This window comes from uncultured Campylobacter sp. (assembly GCF_938045225.1).
Lineage (GTDB): Bacteria > Campylobacterota > Campylobacteria > Campylobacterales > Campylobacteraceae > Campylobacter_A.
Window position 1 is genome coordinate 1 of the sequence record NZ_CALINL010000204.1, and the last position, 2,524, is coordinate 2,524.

General features: G+C 48.7%; 2 protein-coding genes and 2 pseudogenes. All 4 read right to left on the reverse strand.

Annotation, left to right across the window (positions count from 1 at the left end; translation table 11 throughout):
• Positions 1 to 671 (reverse strand): annotated as a pseudogene (locus Q0200_RS07610) (2-oxoacid:acceptor oxidoreductase subunit alpha); the annotation flags it as partial.
• On the reverse strand, positions 668 to 979 hold the full coding sequence (locus tag Q0200_RS07615; RefSeq protein WP_297939906.1) for a 4Fe-4S binding protein: 312 nt from the start codon (positions 977 to 979) through the stop codon (positions 668 to 670). The pseudogene Q0200_RS07610 and the gene Q0200_RS07615, both read right to left, overlap by 4 nt.
• 312 nt (positions 980 to 1,291) lie before the next feature.
• Positions 1,292 to 2,047 (reverse strand): CHAP domain-containing protein, encoded by a 756-nt coding sequence (locus Q0200_RS07620; protein WP_366118452.1) that lies wholly within the window; start codon positions 2,045 to 2,047, stop codon positions 1,292 to 1,294.
• 3 nt (positions 2,048 to 2,050) lie between these two features.
• Positions 2,051 to 2,524: pseudogene (locus Q0200_RS07625) on the reverse strand (malate dehydrogenase); the annotation flags it as partial.

The following is a 2,524-nucleotide window of genomic DNA, read 5'->3' on the forward strand; positions in this document are numbered from 1 at the left end:
ACGGCAGGCTCGTCCGCCGCGGCCCTGTACGGGCGGTAGTCCGCCGGATCGCCGCCAAACTGCTTGCGCGAGTAGATCTCTAGCTCGCTAATCTGCGGTAGCGCGGCCTTTGCGTACATGTGTCCGATCGTCTCGTCCAGTAGCAAAAACACGGGCGTCATGAACCGCTCGGCGAGATTAAACGCGCGAACGGTCTGTGTATAGCACTCCTCTAGGCTTGAAGGCGCGATAACGATACTGTTTACGTCGCCGTGGGTCGGGTTTTTCGCCTGCAGGAGATCGCCCTGCGCCACGCGAGTAGGCAGCCCCGTGCTAGGCCCGCCGCGCATGACGTTTACGATCACCAGCGGCACCTCCGCGATAAAGCCAAGCCCGATCTGCTCGGCCTTTAGCGAGATACCGGGACCCGAGCTTGCAGTCATTGCCTTAGCCCCGCTCATCGAGGCTCCAAGCGCTACCGAGATGCCCGCGATCTCGTCCTCCATCTGGATAAATTTACCGCCGTGCTTTGGAAGTAGCACGCTTAGCTCGTGCGCGATCTCGCTACTTGGCGTGATCGGATAACCGCCGAAAAAGTTGCACCCGCACTCCACCGCCGCAAGCGCGACTAGTTCGTTGCCGCTAGCGATGACCTCTCTTTTGCCGCCGTTGTTATTTAAAAATTCGCTCATTGCTCCGCCTCTAATTTTTCAAATTTATTCTCTTTTACGGCGGTCGCGCGCTCTCTACTTTCGGCGGTTAGTTTGGCGAATTTAAATCCCTTCTCCGCTACGTAAATCGCAAAATCGGGGCAGTGCAGTTCGCAATCTCTGCACCCGATACAGGCCTCCGGGTGTACCACTTCGATCGTTTTACCTAGCACGGCGCGCGGTTCGACGGCCATCGCCAGCACGCCCGCAGGACAGCGGCTCACGCAGATATCGCACGCCTTGCAGCGCGAGATATCGACCCAGACGGGGGCGTCAGTTTTTATCAGCATATTTTTCCTTATCAAATTTAACTCATAACGATAATTTTATAGCATTTAAGTTAAATTTGGTATTTAAAGCGCGCGGTAAAGTAAAATTTGAAGTTATTTTGCTTAAAAGCGAGCAAATTTGAAACGTCCGTGCGGATGTTTTTGCGCTTATTGGCTCAAATTTAAAGGCTATTACGGCAAATTCGTCGAAAGGAAAATTAAATTTGCAGTCGATGGGTAGTTTTAAAAGTCAAATTTACCGCCGTCTATCCGTAAAATTTGATACGAATTTATGCAGATGCGACGGCAAATTTTAAAGCATTAAAGTTAACCTTATTTTCTCCTTACGCCAGCTTTGCCAAATCCCGCAAATCTATTTGATGCAAGACACGACGCATTGTTATTTTTGCAAGATACGATGTAGGAATTTAACTCTTTTTCGCCCTTTTTACGCGTATTTTTATTTTTTAGATTCATAAAATTAACCGCATTTTTACCTCTTGAGTTATGCGTAAAACCTACAGTGCCGTCTTTTTCTACGCTACTTACTATGCCTACATGAGTGACGATTTTTGCTTTTTTGTTATTTTTCGTGCTTCTGGTTGTGTTATTGAAAAATACCAAATCTCCGACTTTTGGATCGTCAAAGGCGATCAGATTTTTACTCTCGTAAAGCTTAAACATAGCTTCGCTTTTTAGACCGTGCTTGGTGTAAAATTTATCGAGCTCCTTTTCGTCGAAAAAGTCTCGATTTAATTTTTTATTCACAAGCGTTACGAAGCCCGAGCAGTCGCCGCCGTCCCTCTTGCCTATATATCCTTGTAGGAGATTCAGTAAGGTCGTCTCTTTTGCATTGAATCTGTCGCCGCTTTTGCCTAGAAAAGCCCGACCTCCCCAGTTCTGGATTTCATTCTTTTCCAGTAAAGTCGCGACTTTGATTTGATTTTTTTCTTTCGGTGCTAAAGTCTGAATTTGACTTTGCTTTGTCGGCATCGTATTTGTCGGGGCGCCCGACGAAGCAGTAGCGCACCCCGACATAAAAGCCGCTAAAAACAGGGCGTAAATTTTAATTTTATAATTTACAAGCATCGGCTACGCGATTACCCCGCTTTCTTTTAGAAATTTGATATTTGCAGCCGTTTGCGATTCGCCTTTTTCAAGCGCTGCTTTTTCCTCCGCGCTTGGTTGCTTGATCTCGCGCACGCCGCCCTTGCCTAGCTTCACGAGCCTACCGCCTGCGCACTCGCCCTCTATCACGCAGCAGCTTAGCCACTGCTCGCTGCCGGTTTTTATCGCCTCGCACATTTTAGCCGCAGCCGCGCCCGGAGCGTAGTATGCCGACGTGCCAAGTAGCTTAACTATCTTTGCGCCGCCAGTTTTTGCCTCCTGCGCTACCGCGTCAAATTCGCCGCCCAGATCCACGCTCACGTTACTTTGTAGCGCCACCATATCGTCGTTATGAGAGCCTATGATATGCGCGCTAAATGCGCTGTTTTTTAGTCCAGTTTTTTGAGATATCTCGTATTTTAGGCGCGCAGAGTCTAGTTCGCCAGCCATACCTAGTAC